Below are 25380 nucleotides of genomic sequence, written 5' to 3' on the forward strand. Positions count from 1 at the left end.
CTCCGTCGAGTGTCGGGCAGTGTGCGCGGGTGGTCGTCCGACGGTGCCCTCTTCGATGAGTGAGGTCGAGGTTGGCTCCGGGCGGACGGGACCGCCCGCTCCCGTTGAGGGGCCTCGCCGTGGGTGTACGGGTCGGGAATGTCGTCCTCGTGACTGAAGCCGGACGTCAGCTCATGCCGGTGGGCGTAGTCCAGGTACCGGTCATCGATCCCGCTCACGTTCACCCGCTCTCGCGGCTGCTCGTGATCACTTGCATTGCCGGACGGACGTCGAGTGCTACGTCTTGCTGGTCACCCTCCCTTCCGTGGTCTGGTCGTCGTCGCAGGGGCTGGGGTCACCGCGTGCTGCCGGTCGCGCGGGCGTTCGGGTGGTTCGCACGGGGTGTGCGGGTTGCGCTGAAGGCGGTGAAGAGGAGGCGGAGGCCGATCAGTGCGCTGATCAGCAGCAGGTTGTAGCCGAAGGCTTGGTGCAAGGTCACCGTGCCGAGCAGGACCGGGCCCGTCGCGCTGCCCAGTAACAGGACGGCCATGATCCCCGCCGTGGCGCCGACCAGGGCGAGGAGCACCTGTTGGAGCATCCCCGTCACCAAAGTGCGGTCGCGTTCGTCGGCGAAGAGGCGGACGTTGACGGACAGTCGGCCCTCTTCGACCGCTCCGCTGATCCGGTCGATTCGGCGGGGGAGTCTGCGGAGGACGGGGAGCAGGGCGAGCAGTTCGGTGGTCATGGTCTCGCGGGCGGAGTCGACCGTGGCGTGGGTGATCGCGCGGTCGGCGACGTAGGTGCGGGACTCGGTGACGATGTCGAAGCCTGGGGCGAGGCCCGCGAGGGTGCCTTCCATGGTGGTCAACGCGCGGAACACCGCGGCGATGGCTGGGGGGACACTGAGCTCGAACGACGTCATGACCTTGAACAGGTCGGTGAACATCGCGATGTCGGGGCCGCTGCCATGGCTCAGGTGCGCGGCCATGAACGTGCCCAGGGCGCGTTCGAGTCGGCGTTCGTCTATCTCCTCTGGTCGGTCGACCACAGCCAGCAGGCCGTCGCGCAGGGCGGCCGGGTCGGCGCGGTCGATGGCGAGCAGGAGTTCGCGCAAGCCGTCCCGCAAGGTGGTGTCGAGTCGGCCGACGGAGCCGAAGTCGAGCAGGCCGAGCCTGCCGTCGGCGAGCAACAGGACGTTGCCCGGATGGGGGTCGGCGTGGAACACGCCGTGTTCCATCACCTGCCGCAGGAGGCTGTGCAGCAGCAGCCGTGCCGTGCCCTGTGGGTCGGGAACGGTGGTGACCTTTCCCAGCGCCACGCCGTCGAGCCGTTCCATCACCAGCACCCGCTCGGAGCTCAGCTCCGCGTGCACCACCGGCAGCTTGACCGCGGCGTCGGGGGCATGTCCGCCCGAGGCCGCGGCGACCGAGGCCAGGTTGCGGGCCTCGACCCGGAAGTCCAGCTCCTCCAGCAGCGCGGTGGCGAATCCCTCGGCCAACGCGACGATGCCCAGCGAACGCGCCCATGATGTTCTGGCCTGCAGGGTGTGGGCGAGGCGATGGATGATGTCGAGGTCGCGTTCCACCGTCGCGCGCACATCGGGCCGTTGGACCTTGACCACGGCGTCGGCGCCGGAGCGCAGCTTGGCCCGGTGCACCTGGGCGATCGACGCCGACGCCAGCGGCTCCGGATCGAACTCCGCGAACACCTCGCCGGGTGCGGCGCCCAACTCGGCGCGCAAGGCGGCGTCGATCGCGGCGGCGGGCACCGGGGCGACGCGGTCCTGTAGCACGCTCAACTCGTCGACGAACTCCTGTGGCAAGAGGTCGGACCTGGTGGACAGGACCTGCCCGAGCTTGACGAAGGTGACCCCGCCTTCCTCGAGTGCCCGGCGAAGTGAACGCGCCAGGCTTGTGCGTTGCTCAGCCTCCCGGCCGCGGCCCGCGAGGTACGGGCCCAGGCCGTGGCGGACTGCGATGGCGGTGATCTTGGTGTAGCGCCGTGCTCTCGACAGGCGCCCGCGCAGCGCGCGGAGTGACCCGAGTGGACCGAGCCCGGTGCCCGCGGGCCACACGACCTCCCACACGAACAGGATCGCCACCGCGAACAGCAGCGTGCCACCGAATATCGGGATGATGAAGAGGAAGGCGGACTCCTCTTTGCCCGCGGCGGGCACCGGCATCCAGCGCCACGCGAGGCCTGCGAAGCTCCACGCCACGAACGCGGCCACGGTGGCCCGGATCGTGCCGACGTGCACACCGAGCGCGCGGCGGGCTCCGACGATCATCACCTTCACGCTGATCGCGAGGATCACCAGGCCGGACAGGCTGATCAGGAGGTAGTTCATCGACTCTCTTTCGTTGCGAGGACACCTCAAGTCTTCCGTGGAGCAGTGGGTGGTGCATCCCTCGGAGGGACGAGCCTTCTCCCTCTGGCGAGGGAGAGCGGACCGAGGACTCGATCTCCACCTATCGAGGGACCCGGCTCCACCTCGCGAGGGAGGTGTCCCGTCACCGCCCTCTGCCAGGATCGAAGCATGATCTCGATCGCATGGCGGGTAGTCGGGCCGGTGGGCCGGATGTCGACGTACCGGGTCTGGGTGTACCTGATCCTGGGTGGCGCGCTGCTTGTCCCCTTTGGACTCTTCAGCTCCGCGGTGGTGTCCGCGGTGAGTCCGGTCACCACCACGCAGGAGGGAGTGTGGCTGAAGACGTTGGCGATCATGATGGTGATGGTGATCGCCATGACCGCCATGTCGTTGATCCCGGCGGTACGGGTGATCGAGGGGACCGCGGCCAGAGAGCTGCTGGGCGACGCGGTTCCTGATCACGGGATGGGTCGGGTGACGTCGTGGCCGCGGCGGATTCGGTGGGCGGCGTGGATCGCGCAACACCTGATCACGGGCGGGGTGATCGCCGCGATCACGTTCGCGATGCCGTTCGTCCTGCTGTTCACGATCCCGGTCCCGTTCACGGGCCGATTAGACATCGGTGGGCGGCCGGTGCTGATGCCAGAGGGCTGGGCCAGCGCGTGGTTGCCCGCCGTTGGGTTGCTCAGTGTGCTCGGGCTCGTGCACCTGGTCGTGTACCTGGGCGGGTTGTTCTGCCGGGCGGCTCCGTGGCTGCTGGGGCCGACCGCGGCGGACCGACTGGCCGCGATGACCAAGCAGGCCGAGCGGCTCGCCGAGCGCAATCGGCTCGCTCGCGACCTGCACGACTCGGTCGGGCACGCGCTGAGCGTGGTGACCGTGCAGGCGGCCGCGGCGCGGCGGGTGCTGGAGAGCGACCTTGCCTTCGCGGAGCGGGCACTGGGTGCGATCGAGGACTCGGCCAGGTCGGCGCTCGCCGATCTCGACCACGTGCTCGGACTGCTGCGGGAGGATGGGCCGCCCGCGTCGACACAGTGGACGCTCGAAGACCTGCCCGCGCTGCTGCGGAGCACTCAGGCGGCGGGGGTCACCATCGAGTCCAGTGTGGATGGAAACCTGGGGCGGCTGCCGAATCCGGTCTCCAGGGAGGCGTATCGGATCGTTCAGGAGTGTCTGACCAATGTGGTGCGCCACGCTGGGATGGTGGCGGTGAACGTGCGGCTGGTCGTGCGGCGTGGCGAACTGGCGATCGACATCGACAACCCGCTTGATCCTGGGCGTGGCCGGGAACACGGCGGGCGTGGGGTGGCCGGGATGCGGGAGCGGGTCGGACTGCTGCACGGGCGGATGAGCGCGGGGCCCAAGGAAGGTCGCTGGTGCGTGTCGGTGCGCATCCCGGCATGGTCGAAAGGGGAGCGGTGAGCGTTTCGGTGGTGCTGGTCGACGACGAGGAACTGATCCGCGCGGGTCTGCGCGCGATCATCGACGCGGAGTCGGACCTCGAGGTCGTGGGGGAGGCGGGGGACGGCGCGGAGGTGCCGTCGGTGGTTGCCCGGACTCGGCCGGATGTCGTGCTGATGGACGTCCGGATGCCGGCGGTCGACGGGATCTCGGCCACGACCCGGTTGCTCGCCCAGCCTGGCGCGCCGAAGGTCTTGGTCGTCACCACCTTCGAGAACGACGACTACGTCTATGACGCACTGCGGGTCGGGGCCAGCGGGTTCCTGCTCAAACGGGCGCAGCCGGACGAGATCGTCAAGGCGATCCGGGTGGTCGCGAGCGGTGAGTCGCTGTTGTTCCCGGCCGCGATCCGCGCGTTGGCGATCAGCCGCGACCGGGGCAGCCGAGGGCTGGAGTCGGCGGGTCTGACCGATCGCGAGTCCGAGGTGCTGCGGCTGATGGCGGGCGGTCTGACCAACGGTGAGATCGCGAAGCGGCTGTACCTGGGTGTGGAGACGGTGAAGACCCACGTGCGCAATGTCCTCGCGAAGCTCCAAGCCCGGGACCGGACTCAGGCGGTGATCACCGCCTACGAGTCAGGATTCATCGTTCCAGCGTAGTTCCTGCCCGATTTCGGGCAGGAAAGTTGCCATAAGGGTGGTTTGCCTGTCAGTGTCCGATGGTGACCGAGTCACCGCCGCCGGACCTCGTCCGGCACGTCGCGGGCACCACGGGACTTCCCCTGGGTGTCGCCGCGCGGGTCGTCGCCGATGTGGTCGCCTACTTCGGCGAGACGACCGAGGACTACGTGCGCCGCAGACATGCCGAGCTGCGGCGCGGGCAGTACCGCAACGCGCAGATCTGGGCCGTGGTCACCGTGGAGTTGGCGGCGCGGGCGGTCGCGCCGCCGGTGCTGACCGAGCGGCAGTTGCGGCGCATCGTCTACGGGTGAGGAGCCAGGTGCATGTGCGGGATCGTCGGGTATGTGGGTACGCGGGACGCCATTCCGGTGCTGGTGGAGGGGCTGCACCGGCTGGAGTACCGCGGGTACGACTCGGCTGGGGTCGCCGTGGTGCGGCGGGGCAAGGTGGTGGTGACCAAGGCCGCCGGGCGGGTGCAGGAGCTGCGTGACCGGCTCACCAAGCCCACGCCGTCGACGATCGGGATCGCCCACACGCGCTGGGCGACCCATGGTGAGCCCTCCGACCGCAACGCCCACCCGCACCTCGACGCCGAGGGGCGGATCGCGGTGGTGCACAACGGGATCATCGAGAACGCCAAGCAACTGCGGGCCCGGCTGGGCGCCGCGGGCGTCGAATTGGTGTCCGAGACCGACACCGAGGCGATCGCCCACCTGATCGCCGCGGAACTCGCCGCGGGCGCAGGGTCGCTGGAGGACGCCGTGCGGGCGGCGCTGCGGCAGGTCGAAGGGACCTATGGGCTGGTCGTGCTGGACCGCACCCGACCCGACGAGCTGGTCGTGGCCCGCAACGGCAGCCCGATCGTGCTGGGCATCGGCGAGGGCGAGATGTTCGTGGCCTCCGACGTCGCCGCTCTGGTCCACCACACCCAGCGCGTGGTCTTCCTCGACGACGGCGAACTCGCGACGGTCCGCGCCGGTGAGTACCGCACCAGCACCTTGGAGGCCCGCCGGACCAGCAAGGAGCCCACCACCGTCGACATGGTCGCCGACGACTACGAGCTGGGCGGCCACCCGGACTTCATGCGCAAGGAGATGGCCGAACAGCCCGAGGCGGTCGAGCGGGCGCTGCGCGGCAGGCTCGACGAGCGGTTCGCCACCGCCCACCTTGGCGGGCTCGGGCTCGACGCGATGGCGCTGCGCGCGGTGCGGCGGGTCAAATTCCTGGGCTGCGGCTCGGCCTACTACGCGGGTCAGCTGGGGGCGAACCTGGTCGAAGAACTGGCCAGGATCCCGGCGGACGCCGAGCCCGCGTCGGAGTTCCGGTACCGCAACCCGGTGGTCGACCCGGACACCCTCTACGTCGCGATCAGCCAGTCCGGCGAAACCTTGGACACGCTCGCCGCCGTGCAGGAGCTGCGCCGCAAGGGCGGCCGGGTGATCGGCGCGGTGAACGTGGTGGGCAGCGCGGTGGCGCGCGAGTGCGGCAGCGGGGTGTTCCTGCACGCGGGCCCGGAGGTCTCGGTCGCCTCGACCAAGGCGATGACCAACATGACCGTCTCGTTCGCCATGCTCGCGTTGCTGCTGGGCCGGGTCCGCGACCTGTCCGCCGCCTCCGGCCAGCGGATCGTCGCCGGGTTGCGGGCGCTCCCGGCGCGGATCGAGGAGGTCCTGGGTGACGACGCCGCCATCCGGGAGGTAGCCAAGCGGCACGCGGGCGCCAAGCACATGTTCTTCCTCGGCCGCGTGCGCGGCTGGCCGGTGGCGCGGGAGGGAGCGCAGAAGCTCAAGGAGATCTCCTACGTCCACGCCGAGGCCTACCAGTCGGCCGAGCTCAAGCACGGCCCGTTGGCCCTGATCGACGCAGACATGCCCAGTGTCGTGGTCGTTCCGGATGACGAGCTGCTGTCGAAGAACCTGGGCACGATCGAGCAGATCAAGGCCCGCGGCGGCCCGGTGATCGCGGTGACGAACGCCGACTTGCCCGAGGGGCTGGCCGACGACGTGATCCGGGTGTCCAGGGGTGAGCCCGAACTCGACCCGATCGTGCTGACCGTGGCCCTGCAACTGCTCGCCTACCACCTGGCCGTCGAGTTGGGCCGCGACGTGGACAAGCCCCGCAACCTGGCCAAGAGCGTCACCGTCGAGTGACCGGCTAGACCGCCGAGTACACAGTCGTCGGCCGGGCGTCCCGCAGCGCGTGCTGGGGGCCCGGCCCGGTCCGGCCGCGCAGCACCTCGACGCGGTCGGCGCCTGGTCGGGTGAGCACCCAGCTCGACCCGGCGACGGCTTTCGCCTGCTTCTTCAGCGGCGCGAGCAGCCGCGAAGCCTCGCGGTAGGAGCGCACGGAGCCGACCCCGCACACCAGCGACGCCAGCGACACCGTGACCGGCAGGCCCTCGGTGCTCCACACCCGGTCGACCACGCGGCTGACCAGCGGGGCGATCTCGTCCAGCTCGGTCACGATCAGGAAGTCGTCGCCGCCGACGTGGCCGACGCGCACGCCGGGCAGCTCGGCCTCGGCGTCGGCCAGCGCGCGGCCAAGGGACCGGATGAGGTCGTCGCCAGCGGCGAACCCGACGGTGTCGTTGACGACCTTGAACGCGTCCACGTCGAGCCACGCCACGACGAACATCTCGGCGTTGTTGATCCGCCGGTCGATCTCCCGGTCGACCACCTCGCTGCCGGGCAGCCTGGTGAGCGGGTTGAGCGCGGCGGCCTGCTCGATCTTGGCCTCGGCGACGCCGCGGACGACCTCGCTCAGCCGGACCACGCCGACGCACACCCGGTTGTGGTCGGTGACCACGATGTCGTCGCCGGAGCGCTCCCAGTCGGCGTCGTTGACCATCTCCAGCAGCTGCATGGCGGTCGCGTCGGCGCGGATCACCCGCGGCGCGTCGGCGTGCCTGCTGGCGGCCTTCTTGGCGTTGAGCGCGTGCCCGTACGGGCCGGTGACCGCGATCAGGAACCGGCTGCGCTCCACGGAGTACGCGGGCCTGCCGTGCTCGTCGACCAGCACGAGGCCGGTGATCGCCGGGGCCGCGGCGAAGGTGTCGCGGACCTCCTCGGCGGTCGCCGTGTCCGGCAGCGTGGTGGCGGGCCGCACGAAGTCCGACACCAGCGGGACACCGGTGACGTCGCCGGTGGTGGTCGTGGCGTTCAGCTCGATGATCTCGGCGACCGGGCGGGGCAGCGGCACGGCGGTGGTCGTCGCGTCCTGCGAGGCGCCGGCCAGCAAGTTGCCCTGGGCCAGGCGGACGCCAAGCCGGTTGAGGCAGAGCAACTGGTCCTCGTTGTCGACGCCGACCGCGGCCAGCCGGATGCCGGTGCGCGAGCAGTAGTGGGCCAGGCTCTCGACCACGGCCAGGCTGGGCGCGTCGTCAGGCAGCCCACCGATCAGGTGGCTGTCGAGCTTGATCAGGTCGGGGCCGACGTCGGCGAGCAGCGACAGCGGCAGGTCGCCGTCGCCGACGGAGTCGAAGGCGATCCGGTACCCGGCCTCGCGCAGCTGGGCGAGGCCGCGGATCAGCTCGGCGCGGTGCACGCGGCTGAAGGGCGGGGTGATCTCCAGGACGACCTCGGTGGTGGCGCGCCCGCTTTGGCCCAGCGGCAGGCGCATCGTCGAGATCAGCTCGTCGGCGCGGGCGGCGGTGGCGGCCACGAGGTTGATGTGCAGCGGCACCGTGCGGTCGTGGTGGGCCGCGGCGGCCACGGCCCTGGCGGCCAGTGCGATATCCGTTTCGACTAGGCGTCCCGCTTTTCCGGCTTGCCGGAGCAAGTCGTAAATACCGCCGGTTCCCGGTCGCGCGAGAGCTTCGATGGCGACGGGTTCGCCGGTTCGGGTACTGAGCAACGGCTGAAACGCGAAGCTGACGTCCTGAACCACGGTCACGGGGCGATTCTGCCTGCTACCGGCCGGTTCGTGACGGGTCGTCACCAGCTGTTCATGAGCCTGTGGTCTCGCTCACCGGTGCTGGGTGAGCGATTGTCACACAACAGCTGCTCCGGAGGGCTACCCGAACGGATTAGTCATCGTTTCCCAGCACGCGTGACGGAAATTATTACCGCAATAGAAGGATTGTTTTGCGAATTCCCCACGGGACGGCGCGGAACACCGCGGCCATGGCGGCGGCGGTGCCCCGGACGTCCTCACGGCCGGTCAGGTAGGCGTCGCGCAGCTCCGAGGGCAACGTGAAGAACGACTCGAAGAACTGCGGGTGGCGGTCGGCGGGCAGCGCGAGCAGCGTCCGCAGGCCGCGGCTGCGCAACCGGTGCACGACCTGGGCGCGCGGCGACCAGACAGCCTGGCGCGCGGCGACGCCCGCCTTGCCGCGCGGCGCGTCGGCGATCGCCGCGGCCACCCGCGGGGCCAGCGCGAACGCGTCGCCAAGGCTGTAGCCGGTGGCCGGGTGGATCATGCCCGCGGCGGCGCCGAAGGCGACCGCGTCCCCGCGCCACGGCGGTGGCACGTCGAGCGCGAACCGGACCCACTCGACCGGACCGGTCATGTCCACACCACGCGCGGCCAGGCGGTCGCGCAGGACGGCGCGGGGCACACCGGGCCGCGCGGCCAGGCTCGTTTCCTCCAGCAGCACGCGTCCGTCGGGCAGCGGGACGGCGTAGAGGAAGGTGGCGAGACCGCCGACGGTGGCCCAGTGGTCCATGAACACGGCCTCGCCCGCCGGCACGAAAGACGCTGCGGGAACGATCACTCCGAACGCGGTCTGCTCGGCGCGCGGTCCCGCCAACGGCCCACCGGACAACACTCGCCGCGCTCCAGACGCGTCGACCGCGACCGCGCAGGCGATCCTGGTGCCGTCGGCGAGCGCGACCGTCACACCGTGCGGGCCGCGGTCAGCGGCAGTCACCTGCCCGGTCACCACGGTGACACCCCGGCTGAACCCGGCGAGGACAACGTCGTTGCGCAGCACGCAATAACCGCGGTCAAGCGGCCGTCCTCCCGCGTGCACCGTGCGCACCCGGATGTAGGAGTCAGCGGGGAGGGCCGCGCACTGGTCAAGCCACAGGCCATACGTCGCGGGCCACGGCGCGAACGGCGCCGGGTCGACGAGCATGGTGTCCAGCCCCGCGCCCACGCAGTGATGGGCGAGCGCCCACCCGGCGGGCCCCGCGCCGACGACCACGACATCCACGGCGCTGATCACACCACGCCGATCCTTGGCGGGCGCAACCGCCAGGCCGCCGTACTAGGGCGTGTTCTGATCCGCAGGACATGCCCTAGCCTCACGACGTGCCCGATCATCTGCGTCAGCGTGAGTCCCGGCGTGATGCCGCCGCCGGGCCGGTCGATCTCGCCGCGTCCCCGTTCCGCGGCGACCGGGACCGGATCGTGGCCTCGCCGTTCTTCGCCCGCCTGGGCGGCGTGACGCAGGTGGTGAGCGCGGCGGGTTCCGGGCTGCTGCACAACCGGCTCACCCACAGCCTCAAGGTGGCGCAGGTGGCCAGGGCGATCGCCGAGCGGCTGATCTCCGATCCCGTGTTGGCCCCGGTGCTGGAGGACCTCGGCGGCTGCGACCCCGACGTGGTGGAGGCCGCGTCGGTGGCCCACGACCTCGGCCACCCGCCGTTCGGCCACCTCGGCGAGCAGGTGCTCGACCGGCTGGCCCGGCACCGGTTCGGTCTCCCGGACGGGTTCGAGGGCAACGCGCAGAGCTTCCGGATCATCACCACCACCGACACCCGCGGCCCCCGTGCGGCGGGCCTCGACCTGACCGCGGCCGTCCGCGCGGCGACACTCAAGTACCCGTGGACCCGGCTGACCTACCCGACCCCTCATCCACGCGACATGGCCGACCCGCCTCGCGGCGCGGCCGAGCCGAAGGACGCGCCGGGCACCGGGTCGAGCAAGTTCTCGGCCTACATCACCGAGATCGATGACGTGATCCAGTGCCGAGCGTCGTTCGACAAGCGGGTCGACCCGTGGCAGCAGACGGTGGAGTCCTCGGTGATGGACAACGCCGACGACATCGCCTACGCCATCCACGACCTGGAGGACTTCCACCGGGTCGGCGTCCTGCAGCACGCGCCGGTCTCGGCCGAACTCGGCCAGTGGGAGACCGACCGCGCCGAGTTCGCCGCGCTCGACGACGCCGAGCTGGCCCGGTGGCAGCGCAAGCCCGGGCAGTCGCTGGAGACCCTGCGGCGGCGCCTGCACGCGCGCGACTCGTGGATCGTCGACGACGAGGTCTTCGCCGCGGCGGTGTCGCGGGTCCGCGCCGAGTTGGTCGACGATCTGCTGTCGGTGCCGTTCGACGGTTCGGTTGCCGCCGAGCAGGCGTTCGGCCGGTTCTCGTCGGGCTGGACCGCGCGGCTGGTCGCGGGTGTGCACGTGCTGGCCGATCCGCCCACCCGCTCCGGGCACGTGCTGCTGGGCCGCGAGCAGTGGCACGAGGTCCAGGTCCTCAAGTTCGTGCACCGCCGGTTCGTGCTGCTGCGCCCCGACCTGGCGCTCTACCAGCGCGGACAGGCTCGGCTGCTGACCTGGCTGGTCGAGGCGCTCGAGCAGTGGCTGTCGGATCCGTATGAGGCCGACCGGCTCCCGCGCAGGCTGCACGACCTGGTCGAACTCGCCCACGGCGAGTACGCCTCGCTGGCCGGGAGCAGCCCGGAGACTCTCGTCGGCGCCACCGGCGAGACCCCGCCGGGCGGGGTGCTCACCCTGGCCAGGGGCCGCGCGGTGATCGACTTCGTCGCCTCGCTCACCGACGGCCAGGCCGCAGCGCTGCTCGATGCGCTGTCCGGACGCACCGGGCAGTCCTGGTCCGACGCGTTCGTCCTCTGATGGCCAGGGCGCGCGCGGTCGCGGGCGGCGGTCGGGGCGTCGAGGTGACGGCCGACCGCGTCGCGGGCTGGTTCGAGCGCTTCGGCGCCCGCCATGACGGGATCACCCGCACGCTGGTCACCCCGGAGACCGTGGTGGTCGAGGCGGCCGACGGTGCCACTGCGACGGTTTCCGTGCCGTACGCGCCCATCGAGGGCGTGGGGGAGTGGCCGACCCTGAATGTCGACAGTCTGGTCGCCCACCTGGCCAAGCCTCGCCAAGTCGGGCTGCTGCTCGTCCGGTTGGGCGGCCACAGCGTCGGTGTCGCCGCGGCGGGCAAGGTCGTGGTGTCGCGGACCGACCGGCACCAGGTGCACGGCCGCAGCGCGGCGGGCGGGTGGTCGCAGCAGCGGTTCGCCCGAAGGCGCGAAGGCCAGGCGCGACACGCGTTGGAGGCGGCGGCCAAGGATGTCGCCGAGGTTCTGGGCTCGAGGGTCGAGGAGTTGGCCGCGGTCGTCCTCGGCGGCGATCAGCGGGCGCTGGACACGCTGCGGGCCGACCGCGCGCTGGCGGCGGTGTTCGCCATCGCCGAGCCGCGGGTACTCGACGTCCCCGAGCCGCGCCGGACGGTCCTCGACGACGCGGCGGTGCGGGCCTTCTCGATCGAGGTCGTCGTCCGGGACGGATGAGTGTTCCCAGCTCACACACAGGCTGGACACAGACTCGCGGCGCAGAGTGGGACCCATGAGCGAGACACCTCCGTCCGGTCCGCAGGACCGACCAGCACCCGCAGACCCCCCGGCGCAGCCAACTCCGCAGGCTGATCCCACCCCCACCGCCGAGATCCGCACCGAGTCCCCGGCAGCCTCGCCGCCGTCGGTCGCGCAACCCGTGGCAGCCACCAAGCCCAAGCGCGTGGTCAGCCTGCTGGTCGCGGCCCTGGTCGGCGCGGGACTGCTGCTCGGCGGCGGCGTGGCGGGCTACTTCATCGGAGACGCGAGCGACGGCCGCGGCGGGCGCGGCGGACATCCCGGCCACGCCCGGCCCGACTTCCGCGGCGGTGGCCCCGACTTCGGTCCCGGTCCCGGCCACGGTCCCCGCCGCGGCGAGCGTCGGGGACCGGTGGCGCCGCCCACGACCAGCCAGACCCCGACGACCTCGGCGGCGCCGACCACCACCGCGTAGCGAGCCTCAGCCCAGGGTGCCGGTGGCCAGCAGGCCACCGTCCACCCGGATGGTCTCCCCGGTGATCCACCCGGCCTGTTCCGAGGCCAGGAAGGTGACCAGACCCGCGACGTCCTCCGGCACGCCCAGGCGCCGTAGCGGATACGCCTTGGCGGCCTCGTCCTCACCCTGGGCGTAGAGCGCCTCGGCGAAGCGGGTCTTCACCACGCCCGGGGCTACCGCGTTGACCCGGATCCTCGGCCCGAGCTGCCAGGCCAGTTCCTCGGTCAGCCGGATCAGCGCGGCCTTGCTCGCCCCGTAGGCGGCGATCACCCCGGTCGAGCGCAGGCCCGCCACCGACGCGATGTTCACGATCGAGCCGCCGTGCTCGCCCATCCACGCCTTCACCGCGAGTTGGATGTATCCCAGCGCACCCACCACGTTCGTGTCGAAGATCTTGCGCACGCCGTCGAGGTCGGCGTCGATCAGCGACCCGTACACCGGGTTGATCCCGGTGTTGTTGATCAGGATGTCCGCGCCGCCCAGTTCGGCCACCGTCCGCGACACCACGGTCGCGCGGTCCTCGGCCGAACTCGTGTTGGCGGGTACGGCCAGCACCCTGGCCTCCGGCACCGCGGCGCGGATCGCCGCGGCGGCGGCCTCCAGCGGCTCGGGCTTGCGCGCCGAGATCGTCACGGCCGCGCCCGCGCGGGCCAGGTCGGTGGCGATGGCCAGGCCGATGCCGCGGCTGGCACCGGTGACGATGGCGGTCTTTCCGGCGAGAGTCATGCCAGCACCCTAGCTAAGCAAGCGCTTAGGTTCGAGTGCGGCCGGAAACCGGTCGACGCCGACCCGTACACTGGGCCTCGTGCTTCTCATCGACTGATGTGCGGGAGGGCCCGGCCGTCGAGGCGGTCGGGCAGACGACCCCTGCCATGCCCAAGCGATAGACGGAGCCTTCACTGTGATCACCGCAACCGACCTCGAACTTCGCGCGGGCTCGCGCATCCTGCTCTCCGACGCCACGCTGCGCATCCAGGCGGGCGACCGGATCGGCCTGGTCGGCCGCAACGGAGCCGGTAAGACCACCACTCTGCGTGTCCTGTCCGGCGAGGGCGAGCCCTACGCGGGCAACGTCCACCGCACCGGCGAGATGGGCTACCTGCCGCAGGACCCCCGCGAAGGCGACCTCTCGGTCATCGCGAAGGACCGTGTCCTGTCCGCACGCGGGCTCGACCAGCTCCTGCGCGAGATGGAGAAGGCGCAGACCGCCATGGCGGAACTGGTCGACGAGGCCAAGCGCGACGCCGCGGTCCGCAAGTACGGCAGGCTCGAGGACAGCTTCTCCAGCCTCGGCGGGTACGCCGCCGAGAGCGAGGCCGCGCGGATCTGCTCCAACCTCGGCCTGGCCGACCGCGTCCTCAACCAGCCGCTGAGCACGCTCTCGGGCGGTCAGCGCCGCCGGGTCGAGCTGGCGCGCATCCTGTTCGCGGCCTCCGAGGCGGGCGCGGGCGGCGGGTCCGGCACGATCCTGCTGATCGACGAGCCGACCAACCACCTCGACGCCGACTCGATCGCCTGGCTACGCGGGTTCCTCAAGGGCCACAGCGGCGGTCTCGTGGTGATCAGCCACGACGTCGACCTGCTGGCCGACGTGGTCAACAAGGTCTGGTTCCTCGACGCCGTGCGCGGCGAGGTCGACCTCTACAACATGGGCTGGCAGCGCTACCTCGACGCGCGCTCGTCCGACGAGAAGCGGCGCAGGCGCGAGCGGGCCAACGCGGAGAAGAAGGCAGGCGCCCTCATGGTGCAGGCCGACAAGCTGCGCGCCAAGGCCACCAAGGCCGTCGCCGCGCAGAACATGATCAAACGCGCCGAGAAGCTGGTCGGCGGGCTCGACGCCGTGCGCCAGTCCGACAAGGTCGCCAAGATCCGCTTCCCGGAACCCGCCCCGTGCGGCAAGACGCCGCTCACGGCGGAGGGACTGAGCAAGTCCTACGGTTCGCTGGAGATCTTCACCGGCGTCGACCTGGCGATCGACAAGGGTTCGCGGGTCGTCGTCCTCGGCCTCAACGGCGCGGGCAAGACCACGCTGCTGCGCCTGCTCGGCGCCATGGAGAAGGCCGACTCGGGTGAAGTCATCGCCGGTCACGGGCTGCGGCTGGGCTACTACGCCCAGGAGCACGAGACGCTCGACCACGACGCCAGCGTCTGGGCCAACATCCGCCACGCCGCCCCGGACACCGGCGAACAGCAGCTGCGGTCGCTGCTGGGCACGTTCCTGTTCACCGGTGAACAGCTCGACCAGCCCGCCGGGACGCTGTCCGGTGGCGAGAAGACGAGGCTGGCGCTGGCCGGTCTGGTGTCCAGCGCGGCCAACGTGCTGCTGCTCGACGAGCCGACGAACAACCTCGACCCGGCCAGCCGCGAACAGGTCCTCGACGCGCTGCGGCGGTACTCCGGCGCGGTCGTTCTGGTCACCCACGACCCCGGAGCGGTCGAGGCGCTGGAACCCGAGCGGGTGATCCTTCTCCCAGATGGGACCGAGGATCACTGGTCCGCGGAGTACCTGGAACTCGTTCAGCTCGCCTGAAATTGGGCACTACGCAGGGATCTTGTATTCAAAGATCACCCTGTGTCCCGGACCGGGTATCAACGGTGATCACCCCTGTGTGACACCTTTTTGTCATCTCGTCTGGCATTCCGCGCCACCGTGTTCGATCATTGCGGCGGTAGGGGTCTCCGAGGCCCCCACCATTCGCGACGGAAGGCGGACAACGTGGCTGACCTCAAGAAAGGCGCGCGGATCACCGGTGCCACGCGCGACAAACTCGCCACTGACTTGAAGAAGAAGTACGAGAAGGGCGCCAGCATCCGTGCGCTAGCGGAAAGCACCGGACGCTCGTACGGATTCGTGCACCGGGTCCTGTCGGAGTCCGGCGTGACTCTGCGCGGGCGTGGTGGCGCGACCCGCACGAAGAAGAAGTAAGGACGGCTCGCGTCCGTCCGGCTAGGACAAGCCGGAGGGGTTGGGTGTCGTGCCGGCACTGGGCCCCGCCGGGTGATCGGTCGCGGAGTCGGGTCCGGGGTCCCGCTGGGACGCCGGACCCGGGGTGGCCGTGATCGCCGCGAAGGCGATCGCGGCACCGGCCAGCGCGACGGGGTAGACGAGATAGCCCCACCGTGTGGCGGGCGCCAGCAGGATCGCCGCGCCAAGGCCCACCGCGACCCGGACCAGCACCTCGGTGCCCGAACGGGGTGGACGCACCACCAGCCAGGCCGTGATCGCGCAGGCCGCGATGCCGAGCAGGACCAACGCGATCACGTGCCCGACCGGGCCTGTCCCGGCGATCAGGTGGCCGGGCAGCGGGCTGGACGCGGGTGAGGACGCCTGCCCGAGTCCGACCGGGAACTTGATGACGTGCTCGACGAAGGACGCCGGATCGGCGGCCAGGACGGGCACGGTGATGAGCGCGCCGACCGAGGCCAGCGCGCCGAGGTAGCGGGACAGCGCGCGCCCACCCGCGTGGGCGAGCACGCCGAACCCGATGACCACGGCGGCGGGTATCGCGGTGAGCTTCATGGCGACCATGACCGCGCAGACCGCGCCAGTCCATACGGGACTGACGCGGTAGGCCAGCGCGGCCGCCAGCACGATCATGGCCACGATGGCGACATCGTCACCGGCGACGCTCAGCGTCAGCGCGGTGAGCGGGCTGATCGCGGCCAACTGCGCGCCGCGCACGGAGATCGTGGGCTTCCCGAGCACTCGCCACGCCGCCCAGACCGCCAGCGCGGAGCCGAGCAGGAACATCACCCGCGAGTCGGTCAGCGGGTGGTCGCCGAACACCGCGCGTGGCAGGCCGAACACACTCATCGCCGGGCCGTAGGGCGTGTAGTCGTCCGGGTGGGCGGTGCGGCCGAGGGTGGCCAGGTCGGTGTACGGCGTGCCGTCGGCCAGCAGCAGCCGGGCCGCGCGTTCGATCACCCACACCTCGGGCTGCGCCGGGAACGACCACGGCCACGGGCCCCAGGTGAAGTCCGGCGCGCGCCGGAAGGCCAGGTAAAGCAGCGGGGCCACGATGCTCAGCACGCCCGAGACCACGACGGGCAGCCAGCGTTGGGTCGGGCGCAGCAGGGTCAGGGCGGCGGCGGCGAAATATCCGCTCACGGCGAAATTGCCCCACACCCGATAGCCGTAGAACTCCGACAGCACGGCCGTGACCAGGGCGAACACCCCGCCGAAGGCGTAGAACAGCAGGTCGAGCCGCAGTTCCGCGCGCCCCGCGTCCCCACCCATCGCCACCCTTTCGTCACCCGGTCACGGCAGGCTACATAGTGGCCCGTCCAGGAACGCCGACCAGGTCTCGACATGCCCACGACGCCGCTGCCCGCGTTGCGGGAACAGCCACGTACACCCGGTACGCGCGCTGTCCCCGCGCCTTGGCAGCGACGCCGTGGACACGCCGATACCAGGCCGACGTTCCTGGACGAGCCACTAGCCAGTGGCCACCGCCACCGACGTGGGCGGGAAGTTCCATGGCCGCCGCGGCGTTGTACGGGAGTTGTTCGAGAGAGGGGGTGCGCGTGGATAACTTCTCGATGAGAGGCATGGCGCGCTCGATGCGGTCCGACGTCCCCAAGGGACTGCGCAAGGGCACGATCCGCCGGGTTTTCAGCTTCAGCCGCAGGCACCGGCCGCGGCTCATCATCTTCCTGGTCCTCACGGTCGTCTCGGCGGTGCTGGGGGTCAGCTCGCCGCTGCTGGCGGGCCAGGTGGTCGACGCGATCGTTGGGCGCGAGCCGGTGTCGGTCGTGGTCTGGCTGGCCGTGGCCATCGCGGGCCTGGCGATCGTCGGCGCGGGTTTGGGCGTCGCCGAGCGCTGGCAGTCCGCGCGGATCGGCGAGGGCCTGATCTACGACCTGCGGCGCGCGGTGTTCGAGCACGTGCAGCGCATGCCGGTCGCGTTCTTCACCCGCACCCGCACGGGCGCGCTGGTCAGCAGGCTCAACAACGACGTGATGGGCGCCCAGCGGGCGTTCACGTCCACGCTCTCCGGGCTGGTCACCAACGTGATCCAGCTCGTGCTCTCGCTCGCGGTGATGATGACGCTGTCGTGGCAGGTCACCGCGCTGGCGCTGGTGCTGCTGCCGGTGTTCGTCCTGCCCGCCCGCCGGGTCGGCCGCAAGATGGCCGACCTGCAGCGCGAGGCGTCCACGCTCAACGCCTCGATGACCACCCAGATGACCGAGCGGTTCTCCGCCCCCGGCGCGACGCTGGTCAAGCTGTTCGGCCGCCCCGACGCCGAGGCCGTCGAGTTCGGCGACCGCGCGGGCCGCGTCCGCGACATCGGGGTGCGTACCGCGATGGCCACCCGCTGGTTCATGACGAGCCTTCAGCTGGTGTCGGCGCTGGCCCAGGCCCTGGTCTACGGCCTCGGCGGCTACCTCGCGCTGACCGGCGACCTCGCCCCGGGCACCGTGGTCGCTCTGGCCCTGCTGCTCACCAGGCTCTACGGCCCGCTCACCGCGCTGGCCAACGTCCGGGTCGACGTGATGACCGCGCTGGTGTCCTTCGAGCGGGTCTTCGAGGTGCTCGACCTGCCGCCGATGATCGACGAGAACCCGAGTCCGCGCCCGGTGCCCACCGGCCCGCTGTCGGTGGAGTTCGACGCGGTCCGCTTCGGCTACCCGGCCGCCGACCGGGTGTCGCTGGCGTCGCTGGAGGAGGTCGCCGTGCTCGACCAGCGCGGCGGCGAGGAAGTGCTGCACGGGGTCTCGTTCCGCGCCGAGCCCGGCCAGATGGTCGCGCTCGTCGGCTCGTCCGGCGCGGGCAAGTCGACCATCGCCTCGCTCATCCCGCGGCTCTACGACGTCGACTCCGGTGCCGTCCGACTGTCCGGTGTCGACGTTCGGGATGTCACGTTCGCCGACCTGCGCGGCGCGGTCGGGGTAGTCACCCAGGACGGCCACCTGTTCCACGACACGATCCGGGCCAATCTGGCCTACGCCCGCCCTGAGGCCACCGACGACGACATCTGGCACGCCCTGCGCCAGGCCCGGCTCGGCAGGCTGGTCGAGTCGCTGCCCGACCGGCTCGACACCGTTGTCGGCGAGCGCGGCTACCGGCTCTCCGGCGGCGAGCGGCAGCGGCTGACCATCGCCCGGCTTCTGCTCGCCCAGCCCAGGGTGGTGATCCTGGACGAGGCGACCGCGCACCTGGACTCCGAGTCCGAGGTGGCCGTGCAGGAGGCGCTGGCGACCGCGCTGGCCGGGCGCACGGCCCTGGTGATCGCCCACCGGCTGTCGACGATCCGCGCGGCCGACCAGATCCTCGTGGTCGAGTCGGGCGAGGTCGTAGAGCGGGGTACCCACGACGTCTTGCTTGCCACGGGCGGCCGCTACGCCGACCTGTACCGAACCCAGTTCGCCGAGGAGGACGCCGCCGCTTGACCCCTCTTAGCTGAGCGGCGGGATGCGGGGGCCGTAGCGTTCGATGAGCAGGGCGTTGGCCTCGTCTCCACCCTCCACATTGGAGCTTCGCCACAACGGTAGGGCGAACCCGTCGCGTTCGGCCCGGTCGAAAAGCCTGACCAAGACCTGGTTCCACAGGTACACGTTGCTCAGCGAGGAAAGCGACGCGGTGACCGCGTTCTTCTCCGGGTAGGAGACATCGCCCGGCTCGGTGAGCGTGTCGAGCACGATGGTGGAGTTCTGCGCGACCGTCGACCCGGCCCGGCGCGGGGCGGCGGTGGTCGCGGCCAGCGACGTCACCGCGACCACAGGGCACCCGGCGTCGATCGCGGCGATGGCCAGTTCGACGGGGTAGTGGTTGACCCCGGAGTTGGAGAACAGGAACAGCACGTCGTGCCCGGACAGGCGCAGCTGGCCGAACACGCCGCGGGCCAGTCCTGGGCGCCTCTCCGACTCGACCGCGCGCCGGGTGCTGCCGAAGACCTGTAGGTCCTCGTGGTAGAGCGGGTGGACGCAGGCCAGGCCGCCCGCCCGGAAGAACGTCTCGGCCACCGCGGCCAGCGAGTGGCCCGCGCCCGCGGTGAGGACCAGCCCCTCGGCGCGGATGCAGGCCAGCACCAGGTCCGCCACGTCGTCGAGCGCCTCGGCGTTGTGCGTGCCCACCTCAGCGAGATGCGCCAGCATCGGGTCCTCGGGCATTCAGCCTCCTCAGTTCGTCCGGCCGGTCGGCGTCGGTGCCGTCGGCGATGTCCGCGCACGGCACCTCGGTGACCGGGTGCCGGGTCAGGTAGGGGCGGGCACCAGTGTCGCCGTCGGCCGCGGCGGCGACCCCGCGCCAGTGCGACCGGCCGATGAGCACGGGGTGTCCGGGCACGCCGTCGTAGGTCGCCCTGGCCAGCGCGTCCGCCGAGGCCAGCGCGCTGATTCTGCGCACGGCGGCGGGCGTCACGCCAGGGGTGTCGACGGTCAGGATGACGACCGCGTCGGCCGGTCCCACCGCGGCGAGGCCGACGCGCAGCGACGAGCCCATGCCGTCGGCCCAGTCGGGGTTGTCGACGAGGGTGCCGGGCAGGTCGGCGCGGTGGCGGACCTCGTCCGCGCCCGCGCCCAACACGATCACGATCGGCTCGCAGCCGCCGTCGACCAGCGTTCTCGCCGCGTGTTCGACCAGCAGACCGCCGCCGTAGGGGGCCAGGGCTTTCGGCATCCCGAAGCGCCTGCCCCCGCCCGCGGCCAGGAGCAGGCCCGCCACCTTGGGGGCCGCCATGGAGCGAGCTTAGGGCTAACTCCCGATGATCGAAAAGTCGTGACCGGCGGTTATATCCAGCCTTCGTCCCACGCCCGCCGCGCCGCGTCGTGCCGCGACGACACGTTCAGCTTCGCCATCGCCGAGGACAGGTAGTTGCGGACGGTGCCGTGCGCGAGGTGGACGCTGCGCGCGATGTCCTGGATCGAGCCGCCGCGCCGGGTCAGGCGCAGCATCTCCAGCTCGCGCGCCGTCAGTGGGCACGCGTCCTCGGTCAGCGCGCTCGCGGCGATCTCGGAGTCCACGTAGCGCCCGCCCGCGTGGACGTCGCGCAGGATCGTGGCCAGGCGGGAGGCCGGGGTGGTCTTCGGGACGAATCCGCGCACACCCGCCGCCAGCGCCCGCTTGAGGACCCCTGGCCGGGCGTGCCTGGTCACGATCACCACGGCGGTCCGGTGTCCGACAGCCTCGGCGGCGGCCACGCCGTCGCGCCGCGGCATCTCCAGGTCGAACACCGCCAGGTCCGGCCGCAGCCGCTCGACCGCGGCGACCGCGGCGTCGCCGTCGCTGACCTCGGCCACGACGGTGATGTCGGGCTCCAGTTCCAGCAGCGCCGCGAGGGCGCCGCGGATCAGGTCCTCGTCGTCGGCCAGTACCACCCGGATCATCGCGGGCCCGCCTCGCCGACCAGCTCGAAGCGGCCGTCGGCGTCGTGCACGCGCAGGTTGCCGCCGACCGCGGCGAACCGTTCGGTGAGGCTGTCCAATCCGCTGCCGCGTGGGCCGGGTTCCCGGCGCACGCCGTCGTTGCCCAGCCGCACCTCGGCTCGCCCGTCGACGACCGACATCGTCAGCTCGCACGCGGCGGCGGCGCTGTGGCGCAGGATGTTCGTTGTTCCTTCCCGTATGAGCGCGCCGAACAGCGGCTGCAGCGACGGCGGCACGAGCCGGGCGTCGCCGTCGACCGCGGTGGCGATCCCGGCCGCGCGGAGGATGTCGACCGCGTTGCCGATCTCGGTGGACAGACTCGTGCGGCGGTAGCCGTGTACGACGCCGCGGGTCTCGCGCAGCGCCTGCCTGGCCAGTTCGCTCACCGCGGCGGCCTGAACGCGGGCGGCCGCGTCGTCGTGGCCGATGAGGCGTTCGGCCAGCTCGCCCTTGAGCGCGATCGCCTGTAGGTGGTGGCCCTGGACGTCGTGCAGCTCGGCGGCGAAGCGCAGCCGCTCCTGGGCAACGGCGAGGTCGGCCGCCAGCGCCCTGGCCTCGTCGAGCTGGCGGATCACCGACCACAGCCACACCTGGATCAGGTTGCTCATCGCGAAGATCGCGCAGACCAGTGTGAGGCCCATGGTCCACCCGACCGGGTCGGCGGTCATCGTGCCCGCGAACTGGGCGACCCCGAGACCGGACAACGCGATGAACCCGGCGCCGAGCACCGTCGCCCACCAGCGGAGATGTCCCGCGAGCCTGCCCGCGACCGCGCCGAGGGTGCTCGCGGGCAGCATCGCCCAGGCGAGCCCGTCGATGGTGTCGACCAGGCTGAACCACCAGGTGGCCAGCGCGACCACGGCGGTGGCCGGGATCTCCCATGGCCGCGGCGCGCCGATCCCGAGACCAGGCATGGCGGTCGCGCTGATCCGCACGTACTGGACGAGCACGACGACGACCGGCACCACGTGCCAAAGGCCACGCTGATAGACGCCGAGGCCGAGGAAGAACATGATCAGCACCGCGGTGCCGACCAGAGTCCAGAGTGTGTAGCTGCGCATTCGGTCCAGGGGGGTTCCCACGCGCATGAATGTACGGCGATCGGCGCCGACGGCCGTGTCGCGGCGGGACCGGCCTGACATTTGTCATGGCAAGACCGGTGTTTCCGCCGACCGGACATGATCCACCGGCCTACCGGGCCTGCGGCAGGCCCGCGACGCTTTACCCATGACCGAATCAGTTATCGAGGTGGTGGACTTGCGCTGCCGCTACGGCGGGTTCGAGGCCGTGCGTGGCGTCGACTTCGTCGTCGAGCGGGGTGAGCTGTTCGCCCTGCTGGGCACCAACGGCGCGGGCAAGACGACCACCATGGAAGTCCTGGAGGGGCTGCGTGTCCCGAGCGCGGGCATGGTGCGGGTGTTCGGCCTGCGCCCTGACACCGACCGGGAGCTGGTGCGGCCTCGGACCGGCGTGATGCTGCAGGAGTCGGGATTCCCCGGCGAGATGACGGTCCGGGAAGCCGTGCGGCTGTGGCGAGATCTGACCACCCGACCGTCGCAAGTGGACGAAGCGCTGGAGCTGGCCGACCTCGCGCACCGGCGTGATGTGCGGATCAAGTCCCTGTCCGGTGGTGAGCGCAGGCGACTCGATCTGGCGCTCGCCACCCTCGGAAAGCCGGAGCTGCTGTTCCTCGACGAGCCGACGACGGGCCTCGACCCCGAGTCCCGCCGCCGCACCTGGCGGATCGTGCGGGAACTGCTGGCCGAGGGCACGTCGGTCGTCCTCACCACCCACTACCTGGAGGAGGCGGAGCAGTTGGCGCACCGCATCGCGATCATGCACGAGGGTCGGATCGAGGTGTGCGGCTCGCTGGCAGACGTGCTCGAACGCGAGTCGTCGCGGATCTCCTTTGTCCGGCCAGAGGGACTGGCGTTCGACGACCTGCCCGCTGTGCGCGGCCTGGTCGACCCCGAGGCGTTTCTCGCCTGCCGCGTCGAGATCCGCACCCGCGAACTGCAGGACGACCTGGCGGTGGTCCTGGCGTGGGCGGCCGGTCGCGGTGTCCAGCTCGGCAGGCTCCGCGCCCACCACGCGTCCCTGTCCGATGTCTTCCATGGCGTGGCGGCGGTGGCGGCATGATCGCGCTGGCTCGGATCGAGCTGCTTCTCTTGCTGCGCAACAAGACCACGGCGGCGATGGCGTTGGCGATGCCGTTGCTGCTCGGCGTCGCGTTCGCTTGTCTGCGCAACGACGGCGACTGGGTCGCGCCGGTCACGATGCAGGTGCTGGTGGTCCATGGGCTGACCGTCTACGTCAGCACCACGACCGCGCTCGTGTCGCGGCGGCAGGACCTCTCGCTCAAGCGGTTGCGCAGCGGTGAGACCGCCGAACCGGTGATCCTGGCCGGGGTGATGACGCCGATGCTCGTCCTGGGGCTGATCCAGGGCGCGCTGTTCGTCGGCATCGCCATGGTCGCCGGGGCGCCGCTGCCCAAGGACCTCGCGGCGATGGCGGCAGCGATCGTGGGCGGGACGCTCGTCGCGGCGGGCGCGGGCCTGGCCACGGCGGCGGTCACCGCGACCCCGGAGAACGCCCAGATCACCACTGCGCCGCTGGTCGCGGCCATGATGGGCGGCGCGATGTGGGTGCTGTCCACCCCCGCCCCGTCCAGGTGGCTGCTGGCGGTCCCTGGCGGCGCGACCGCCGAGCTGGTGCGCGCCGGGCTCGACGGTGGGCGCGACCCGCTGGTCCCGATCGCGGTCATGATTGCCTGGGCGGGTGCGACGGTGTGGCTGGGGCGCCGGTACTTCCGGTGGGAACCACGGTCCTGACCTCGCACGCGAAGGTGTCCTGGCCGTAGGGCCACAGGAACCGGCTCGATGGCCTGTGGAACACGGTTTACCTCCACGCTTACGAGTTGGTGGGAAACCATCGTGTTCGGCACGCGGCGAACCGATCAACCGCGCGGTTGAACGTCAGGAGACGGGTGACCCGAGGTGGTCGAGCAGCAGCGCGGTGAGCGCCTCGGGGGCCTCTTCCGGGATCCAGTGGGTCAGGTCGTCGAGCATCTCGAAGCGGTAGGCGCCGGTGACCCACTTGTCGCAGCCGAGGGCGGCCGTCGAGCCGAAGGCGACGTCCTCGGTGCCCCACACGAACATCGTCGGCACCGACACCGCGTCCGGTGGCACGTTCCACTTCATCGCCCGGTACCAGTTGAGCGCCGCGATCATGGCGCCCTCCTCGGACAGGCGCGTGATGTAGTCGTTGATGTGCGAGCGCGGCGGCCGGTACTCGAACAGCTGGCGCAGCGCGGCGCCGTTGTCGACCAGCAGGCGCTTCTCCGCGGAGCGCTCCTGGAAGACGGAGATGTATTGCGACCGCAGCCGCTGGTCCTCGTCCTCTTTGTACGCCCGCGCGATGGCCGCCGGGTGCGGGGCGGACACGGCGGTGAGGGTGCGCAGCCGGTCGGGGTGCTCGGCGGCGGTGTGCCAGGCCACCGCGGCGCCCCAGTCGTGGCCGACCAGGTCGAACCGGGACCAGCCCAACTCGTCGGCGATGGCGATCACGTCGCCGACGAGTTCGTCCATCTTGTAGTCGGCCACGTCCGCGGGCCGCGCGCCGGGGGAGTAGCCGCGCTGGTCTGGGGCGACCGCGTGGAACCCGGCCCGGCCCAACTCGGCGACCTGGTGCGCCCACTCGGTCGACGCCTGCGGGAATCCGTGCAGCAGCAGCACCGGCCGGTCACCGGGCGCACCCGCCGCGAGCGCGTCGAACGTGCCCGCGGCGGTGGTGATCTGGACGTGTTCGGTCACCCGCCGACCCTATTGCGAGGGAGTAAGCGGGAACACACCAGCCCGGACTGGCGGGTGTTGCGAAGATTGAGGTGTGACCGACCCCCAACCGCGGTACCGCACCTTCGGCCCGACCACCGGCGTGCGCGGCGTAGTCCTGCTGCTGCACGGTGGCCAGGAGCGCAGCCATGCCCGCGTGGGCGCCTGGCGCCCCGCCTATCTGCGGATGCTGCCCTTCGCCAAAGCGATCACCAGGGCGGGCGCCGGTCAGGGCATCGCCGTGTGGGCGCTGCGCTACCGCTATCGCGGCTGGAACGCGCCCGATCGGGACCCGGTCCGCGACACCGAGTGGGCGCTGGACCAGATCCGGCTCGCCCACGGTGACGTCCCCGTCGTGCTGGTCGGACACTCCATGGGCGGCCGGACGGCGCTGCGAGCGGGTGGCGACCCGTCGGTCGTGGCGGTGTGCGCGCTGGCGCCGTGGACCAAGCCCAAGGAGCCGGTCGACCACCTGGTGGGCCGGACGGTGCTGATCGCCCACGGTCTCAACGACCGCACGACCGATCCCGAGCTGTCCTTCTCCTTCGCCCGCCGCGCCAAGGTGGTCACCGATCAGGTCGTCCACTTCGACGTGCACGACGAGGGGCACGCGCTGCTGCGCAAGGCCGACACCTGGACCCGGCTGGTGACCGGTTTCGTTCTCGGTGTCCTCGGCACCCAACCGATCGACCCGGTGATTACGAATGCCCTGGGACGGCCCTCACCGGAAGGGCTGCGCATCCCCCTTTAG

At 71.3% G+C, this 25380-nt stretch carries 23 protein-coding genes; 13 read left to right on the top strand and 10 right to left on the bottom strand.

From position 1 onward, the window contains the following. Positions 1–334: 334 nt before the first annotated feature. Positions 335–2326, bottom strand: coding sequence for an AarF/ABC1/UbiB kinase family protein (locus BN1701_RS06540; protein WP_054046447.1), 1992 nt, complete (start codon positions 2324–2326; stop codon positions 335–337). A 189-nt stretch (positions 2327–2515) separates the two neighbouring features. Here BN1701_RS06540 and BN1701_RS06545 point away from each other — a divergent pair, with 189 nt between their 5' ends. Genes BN1701_RS06545 through glmS form a run of 4 tightly spaced genes read left to right on the top strand, consistent with a single transcriptional unit; the run spans position 2516 to position 6578 of the window. Beyond that, a complete protein-coding gene (locus BN1701_RS06545; protein ID WP_054046448.1) occupies positions 2516–3769 on the top strand; it encodes a histidine kinase in 1254 nt (417 codons plus the stop codon). Further along, the gene (locus BN1701_RS06550; protein ID WP_054046450.1) at positions 3766–4407 is read left to right on the top strand and encodes a response regulator transcription factor; all 642 of its coding nucleotides are present in this window, start codon (positions 3766–3768) and stop codon (positions 4405–4407) included. Before BN1701_RS06545 ends, BN1701_RS06550 begins: the two co-directional genes overlap by 4 nt. A 59-nt stretch (positions 4408–4466) precedes the next feature. Continuing rightward, positions 4467–4739, top strand: a complete 273-nt coding sequence (locus BN1701_RS06555; protein ID WP_054046452.1) for a hypothetical protein — start codon at positions 4467–4469, stop codon at positions 4737–4739. 12 nt (positions 4740–4751) lie between these two features. After that, entirely contained in the window at positions 4752–6578 is a 1827-nt protein-coding gene (gene glmS / locus BN1701_RS06560; RefSeq protein WP_054046454.1) for a glutamine--fructose-6-phosphate transaminase (isomerizing), read from the top strand. 4 nt (positions 6579–6582) lie between these two features. On the opposite strand, the gene BN1701_RS06565 is transcribed toward glmS, so the two are convergent. After that, positions 6583–8319 (bottom strand): EAL domain-containing protein, encoded by a 1737-nt coding sequence (locus BN1701_RS06565; RefSeq protein ID WP_054046456.1) that lies wholly within the window; start codon positions 8317–8319, stop codon positions 6583–6585. A gap of 169 nt (positions 8320–8488) precedes the next feature. Then, positions 8489–9592, bottom strand: coding sequence for a lycopene cyclase family protein (locus BN1701_RS06570; protein ID WP_231949512.1), 1104 nt, complete (start codon positions 9590–9592; stop codon positions 8489–8491). An 86-nt stretch (positions 9593–9678) separates the two neighbouring features. Here BN1701_RS06570 and BN1701_RS06575 point away from each other — a divergent pair, with 86 nt between their 5' ends. From BN1701_RS06575 to BN1701_RS35280, 3 genes are read left to right on the top strand one after another with little or no spacing between them, the layout of a single operon-like run. Then, positions 9679–11229, top strand: coding sequence for a deoxyguanosinetriphosphate triphosphohydrolase family protein (locus tag BN1701_RS06575; RefSeq protein WP_157367793.1), 1551 nt, complete (start codon positions 9679–9681; stop codon positions 11227–11229). Next, positions 11229–11897, top strand: coding sequence for an acVLRF1 family peptidyl-tRNA hydrolase (locus BN1701_RS06580; protein WP_054046458.1), 669 nt, complete (start codon positions 11229–11231; stop codon positions 11895–11897). Before BN1701_RS06575 ends, BN1701_RS06580 begins: the two co-directional genes overlap by 1 nt. A 55-nt stretch (positions 11898–11952) precedes the next feature. Next, the gene (locus BN1701_RS35280; protein ID WP_157367794.1) at positions 11953–12393 is read left to right on the top strand and encodes a hypothetical protein; all 441 of its coding nucleotides are present in this window, start codon (positions 11953–11955) and stop codon (positions 12391–12393) included. A gap of 6 nt (positions 12394–12399) precedes the next feature. On the opposite strand, the gene BN1701_RS06590 is transcribed toward BN1701_RS35280, so the two are convergent. Continuing rightward, positions 12400–13161, bottom strand: a complete 762-nt coding sequence (locus tag BN1701_RS06590) for an SDR family oxidoreductase (protein ID WP_054046463.1) — start codon at positions 13159–13161, stop codon at positions 12400–12402. A gap of 175 nt (positions 13162–13336) precedes the next feature. On the opposite strand from BN1701_RS06590, the gene BN1701_RS06595 reads away from it, so the two are divergent. Both BN1701_RS06595 and BN1701_RS06600 read left to right on the top strand, forming a co-directional pair. After that, positions 13337–14965: an ABC-F family ATP-binding cassette domain-containing protein gene (locus BN1701_RS06595; RefSeq protein ID WP_054046465.1), complete on the top strand. Its 1629-nt coding sequence runs from the start codon at positions 13337–13339 to the stop codon at positions 14963–14965. Between the two features lie 120 nt (positions 14966–15085). Next, positions 15086–15361, top strand: coding sequence for a helix-turn-helix domain-containing protein (locus BN1701_RS06600; RefSeq protein ID WP_255364598.1), 276 nt, complete (start codon positions 15086–15088; stop codon positions 15359–15361). A gap of 21 nt (positions 15362–15382) precedes the next feature. On the opposite strand, the gene BN1701_RS06605 is transcribed toward BN1701_RS06600, so the two are convergent. Then, a complete protein-coding gene (locus tag BN1701_RS06605) occupies positions 15383–16672 on the bottom strand; it encodes a glycosyltransferase family 87 protein (RefSeq protein ID WP_082860284.1) in 1290 nt (429 codons plus the stop codon). A gap of 302 nt (positions 16673–16974) precedes the next feature. Here BN1701_RS06605 and BN1701_RS06610 point away from each other — a divergent pair, with 302 nt between their 5' ends. Further along, on the top strand, positions 16975–18825 hold the full coding sequence (locus tag BN1701_RS06610) for an ABC transporter ATP-binding protein (protein ID WP_231949513.1): 1851 nt from the start codon (positions 16975–16977) through the stop codon (positions 18823–18825). Positions 18826–18831: 6 nt separating this feature from the next. On the opposite strand, the gene BN1701_RS06615 is transcribed toward BN1701_RS06610, so the two are convergent. From BN1701_RS06615 to BN1701_RS06630, 4 genes are read right to left on the bottom strand one after another with little or no spacing between them, the layout of a single operon-like run. Next, positions 18832–19545, bottom strand: a complete 714-nt coding sequence (locus BN1701_RS06615; protein WP_054046467.1) for a sugar isomerase domain-containing protein — start codon at positions 19543–19545, stop codon at positions 18832–18834. Further along, positions 19511–20113, bottom strand: a complete 603-nt coding sequence (locus BN1701_RS06620) for an NTP transferase domain-containing protein (RefSeq protein ID WP_054046469.1) — start codon at positions 20111–20113, stop codon at positions 19511–19513. The genes BN1701_RS06615 and BN1701_RS06620 overlap by 35 nt, the downstream gene beginning before the upstream one ends. Positions 20114–20163: 50 nt before the next feature. Beyond that, entirely contained in the window at positions 20164–20760 is a 597-nt protein-coding gene (locus BN1701_RS06625; RefSeq protein WP_054046471.1) for a DNA-binding response regulator, read from the bottom strand. Further along, on the bottom strand, positions 20757–21881 hold the full coding sequence (locus tag BN1701_RS06630) for a sensor histidine kinase (RefSeq protein ID WP_231949514.1): 1125 nt from the start codon (positions 21879–21881) through the stop codon (positions 20757–20759). The genes BN1701_RS06625 and BN1701_RS06630 overlap by 4 nt, the downstream gene beginning before the upstream one ends. 145 nt (positions 21882–22026) lie before the next feature. Here BN1701_RS06630 and BN1701_RS06635 point away from each other — a divergent pair, with 145 nt between their 5' ends. Both BN1701_RS06635 and BN1701_RS06640 read left to right on the top strand, forming a co-directional pair. Then, complete coding sequence (locus BN1701_RS06635) at positions 22027–22938, top strand: ABC transporter ATP-binding protein (protein WP_054046475.1); 912 nt, start codon at positions 22027–22029, stop codon at positions 22936–22938. After that, entirely contained in the window at positions 22935–23630 is a 696-nt protein-coding gene (locus BN1701_RS06640) for an ABC transporter permease (RefSeq protein ID WP_054046478.1), read from the top strand. Before BN1701_RS06635 ends, BN1701_RS06640 begins: the two co-directional genes overlap by 4 nt. A 144-nt stretch (positions 23631–23774) precedes the next feature. On the opposite strand, the gene BN1701_RS06645 is transcribed toward BN1701_RS06640, so the two are convergent. Next, positions 23775–24611, bottom strand: coding sequence for an alpha/beta fold hydrolase (locus tag BN1701_RS06645; protein WP_054046480.1), 837 nt, complete (start codon positions 24609–24611; stop codon positions 23775–23777). A gap of 73 nt (positions 24612–24684) precedes the next feature. Between BN1701_RS06645 and BN1701_RS06650 the strand changes: the two genes are divergently transcribed. Beyond that, positions 24685–25380 (top strand): alpha/beta hydrolase, encoded by a 696-nt coding sequence (locus tag BN1701_RS06650; protein WP_054046482.1) that lies wholly within the window; start codon positions 24685–24687, stop codon positions 25378–25380.

Source organism: Alloactinosynnema sp. L-07, assembly GCF_900070365.1.
Classification (GTDB): Bacteria; Actinomycetota; Actinomycetes; order Mycobacteriales; family Pseudonocardiaceae; genus Actinokineospora.

Excerpts from the sequence above, each read along its gene's own strand:
- BN1701_RS06610 (WP_231949513.1), top strand. The coding sequence starts at position 16,975 with ATGAGAGGCATGGCGCGCTCGATGCGGTCCGACGTCCCCAAGGGACTG.
- BN1701_RS06605 (WP_082860284.1), bottom strand. The coding sequence starts at position 16,672 with ATGGGTGGGGACGCGGGGCGCGCGGAACTGCGGCTCGACCTGCTGTTC.
- BN1701_RS06580 (WP_054046458.1), top strand. The coding sequence starts at position 11,229 with ATGGCCAGGGCGCGCGCGGTCGCGGGCGGCGGTCGGGGCGTCGAGGTG.
- BN1701_RS06620 (WP_054046469.1), bottom strand. The coding sequence starts at position 20,113 with ATGGCGGCCCCCAAGGTGGCGGGCCTGCTCCTGGCCGCGGGCGGGGGC.
- BN1701_RS06545 (WP_054046448.1), top strand. The coding sequence starts at position 2,516 with ATGATCTCGATCGCATGGCGGGTAGTCGGGCCGGTGGGCCGGATGTCG.
- BN1701_RS06590 (WP_054046463.1), bottom strand. The coding sequence starts at position 13,161 with ATGACTCTCGCCGGAAAGACCGCCATCGTCACCGGTGCCAGCCGCGGC.
- BN1701_RS06635 (WP_054046475.1), top strand. The coding sequence starts at position 22,027 with ATGACCGAATCAGTTATCGAGGTGGTGGACTTGCGCTGCCGCTACGGC.
- BN1701_RS06640 (WP_054046478.1), top strand. The coding sequence starts at position 22,935 with ATGATCGCGCTGGCTCGGATCGAGCTGCTTCTCTTGCTGCGCAACAAG.
- BN1701_RS06615 (WP_054046467.1), bottom strand. The coding sequence starts at position 19,545 with ATGCCCGAGGACCCGATGCTGGCGCATCTCGCTGAGGTGGGCACGCAC.
- BN1701_RS06540 (WP_054046447.1), bottom strand. The coding sequence starts at position 2,326 with ATGAACTACCTCCTGATCAGCCTGTCCGGCCTGGTGATCCTCGCGATC.
- BN1701_RS06555 (WP_054046452.1), top strand. The coding sequence starts at position 4,467 with ATGGTGACCGAGTCACCGCCGCCGGACCTCGTCCGGCACGTCGCGGGC.
- BN1701_RS06625 (WP_054046471.1), bottom strand. The coding sequence starts at position 20,760 with ATGATCCGGGTGGTACTGGCCGACGACGAGGACCTGATCCGCGGCGCC.
- glmS (WP_054046454.1), top strand. The coding sequence starts at position 4,752 with ATGTGCGGGATCGTCGGGTATGTGGGTACGCGGGACGCCATTCCGGTG.
- BN1701_RS35280 (WP_157367794.1), top strand. The coding sequence starts at position 11,953 with ATGAGCGAGACACCTCCGTCCGGTCCGCAGGACCGACCAGCACCCGCA.